Raw genomic sequence first — 2,185 nt, 5'->3', positions numbered from 1 at the left:
GAATCCTACTCGGGGAGTTTATGGTCCGTTGGTCAAGGGGTTAAGACACCGCCCTTTCACGGCGGTAACGCGGGTTCGAATCCCGCACGGATCATTGAGATTTCTGGTGATGATGCGCTCAGGGGGCACACCCGTTCCCATTCCGAACACGACGGTTAAGACCTGAGCGGTCGATGGTACTTGGTGGGAAGCTGCCTGGGAGAGTAGATGGTCGCCAGAATCCAATATGCCGATGTGGCTCAATTGGCAGAGCAGCTGACTTGTAATCAGCAGGTTATCGGTTCGAGTCCGATCATCGGCTTTTTAGTTAAGGTTTTCACGGGTCTTTAGCTCAGTTGGTTAGAGCATCCGGCTCATAACCGGACGGTCCCGGGTTCGAGTCCCTGAAGACCCATTAAAAACTAAATATGGCTCAGTAGCTCAGTTGGTTAGAGCGCCGGCCTGTCACGCCGGAGGTCGTGGGTTCGAGCCCCATCTGAGTCGTTTCATGGGAGTTTAGCTCAGCTGGGAGAGCATCTGCCTTACAAGCAGAGGGTCACAGGTTCGAGCCCTGTAACTCCCATGTTTTTTGTAAAGTATGGCGGAGTAGCTCAGTTGGCTAGAGCATGCGGTTCATACCCGCAGTGTCGGGGGTTCAAATCCCTCCTCCGCTATTTTTTATTGTCTATGGTCCGTTGGTCAAGGGGTTAAGACACCGCCCTTTCACGGCGGTAACGCGGGTTCGAATCCCGCACGGATCATTTTTTAACGGACAGATTGCTGTCCGTTTTTTAGTTTCTGAAACAAAAAAACACCTCTTAACTGTTTTGGTTAAAAGGTGTTTTTTTATGGTTATTTTTCAGAATCATTTTGATCTTTCTGGTTTTGCTCTCCTCGATTTCCAAAGAAAAAAGAACGAGTGAAAACATAGGGAGCGATGAAATAGACCACGGCAAATGCTACAATGGATGGATACCAGTCCAATGTATTTTTGAACAGCCATTCATAAAGAAATACCAAAACGGCAGAAACCAGACCGATGATAAGCCTTGTTTCAACTTTCATAGAAATCCTCCTCTTTTTTGAAACGATTACGTTTATCATATCACGGACAAAGTTATTCGTAAAGTTTCAATGAGAAGAATTCATTTTTGAGAGGAAAGAACCTCGTGGTAAAAGCAATCCAACACGCCTCGATAATTTTCTTTCCACGGTTTATTTTTCCCGCAATAATGAATGATGCTGGTATTTTGTCTGACCCAATCCAAGTCGATTTTCTCATTTTGGAGATTGGCATTGTGCAGAAAGTACATGCGATCACTGAGATTATAACGCAGATGGTCAATGAGCTTTGTTTCATTGCCATACAGAGCGGAAAGAATGTCCTGATCGGGCAGTGTAAAATAAGCCTGACGTTTTTCGATATAAGCCAGAATATCTTGTCGGCAAGGACGTTTACGCAATTCTTCCAAATTGATGAGAAGAACGCCGGAATTGAGATAAGGAGCGTCTTCGGGCATTTGCAGACGGGCACCGTTTAGACGTGTTAAAAATTTACGGACATGGGTGGCACCGCAGAAAAGATTGCCGTCGAAAGACATATGATAGAGTTCATCCAACGGGCGAATGACGACGATATCTGGGTCCAGATATAATACCCGGTCTAATGTTTCTGGCAGAAATTCCGCCGCAAGCAGACGATAATACATGGTTTTGGGATAGCGTGTATTTTGTGGAAAGTCGGAAAAAGCTGTATCCGGCACGGAAATAAAATGAAATCTTGCATTTTGGTCTGCGTGTTGAGTTAGTTTCTGCTGAACAGCCTCCGATAACTGGTCGTGGAGGATATAAAGGTCATAGCCCTCCTCGCAGGGAAAACGCAGAATGGAACGGATACAGGTTTCTAATACAGATACATAATTTTCATTGATGGTAAATAAAAGATGCACATGCATTCCTCCTGTCTGATCTCTTTAGAAAATATCTTAGCAGATGCAGAAGAAAAAGCCATAGACAAAAACGGGGTTTTGTCATTGAAAATCAGATAAAATCTGACAACATATGCAAAAAAGAACCGGAGTTCTTTATAGATTCCGGTTCTTTTTATATTTGGCTCTGTCACAACAAATGGTTGATTTTTGACGAGAAATAGCGTATAATAATAGTAAGAAACAGTACCACCGAAGGAGGTAATTGGATATGCCTA

At 44.1% G+C, this 2,185-nt stretch carries 2 protein-coding genes, 7 tRNA genes and 1 rRNA gene; 8 read left to right on the top strand and 2 right to left on the bottom strand.

Annotation, left to right across the window (positions count from 1 at the left end):
- Positions 1–22 precede the first annotated feature (22 nt).
- The 8 genes from BUB35_RS18205 to BUB35_RS18170 all read left to right on the top strand — a co-directional run bounded on the left by BUB35_RS18205 (position 23) and on the right by BUB35_RS18170 (position 740).
- A tRNA-Glu gene (locus tag BUB35_RS18205) sits at positions 23–94 on the top strand.
- Positions 95–102: 8 nt separating this feature from the next.
- A 5S ribosomal RNA gene (gene rrf, locus BUB35_RS18200) occupies positions 103–220 on the top strand.
- 8 nt (positions 221–228) lie between these two features.
- A tRNA-Thr gene (locus tag BUB35_RS18195) sits at positions 229–301 on the top strand.
- 19 nt (positions 302–320) lie between these two features.
- Positions 321–394 (top strand) — tRNA-Ile (locus BUB35_RS18190).
- 15 nt (positions 395–409) lie between these two features.
- A tRNA-Asp gene (locus BUB35_RS18185) sits at positions 410–483 on the top strand.
- A 6-nt stretch (positions 484–489) separates the two neighbouring features.
- A tRNA-Val gene (locus tag BUB35_RS18180) sits at positions 490–562 on the top strand.
- A gap of 17 nt (positions 563–579) precedes the next feature.
- Positions 580–653 (top strand) — tRNA-Met (locus BUB35_RS18175).
- Between the two features lie 15 nt (positions 654–668).
- Positions 669–740: transfer RNA gene (locus BUB35_RS18170), tRNA-Glu, on the top strand.
- Between the two features lie 91 nt (positions 741–831).
- On the opposite strand, the gene BUB35_RS18165 is transcribed toward BUB35_RS18170, so the two are convergent.
- Entirely contained in the window at positions 832–1,044 is a 213-nt protein-coding gene (locus BUB35_RS18165; protein ID WP_072854037.1) for a hypothetical protein, read from the bottom strand.
- Positions 1,045–1,124: 80 nt separating this feature from the next.
- A complete protein-coding gene (locus tag BUB35_RS18160; protein WP_242949289.1) occupies positions 1,125–1,928 on the bottom strand; it encodes a glycosyltransferase family 8 protein in 804 nt (267 codons plus the stop codon).
- Positions 1,929–2,185 lie beyond the last annotated feature (257 nt).

This window comes from Anaerotignum lactatifermentans DSM 14214 (genome assembly GCF_900142265.1).
In the GTDB taxonomy this organism is placed as follows: domain Bacteria; phylum Bacillota; class Clostridia; order Lachnospirales; family Anaerotignaceae; genus Anaerotignum; species Anaerotignum lactatifermentans.
Note: the sequence above shows the minus strand (reverse complement) of the source record. Positions and strands in the feature narration are given on the sequence as shown.

Bases quoted from the DNA above. Each gene is read 5' to 3' on its own strand.
- BUB35_RS18165 (WP_072854037.1), bottom strand. From the start codon at position 1,044: ATGAAAGTTGAAACAAGGCTTATCATCGGTCTGGTTTCTGCCGTTTTG.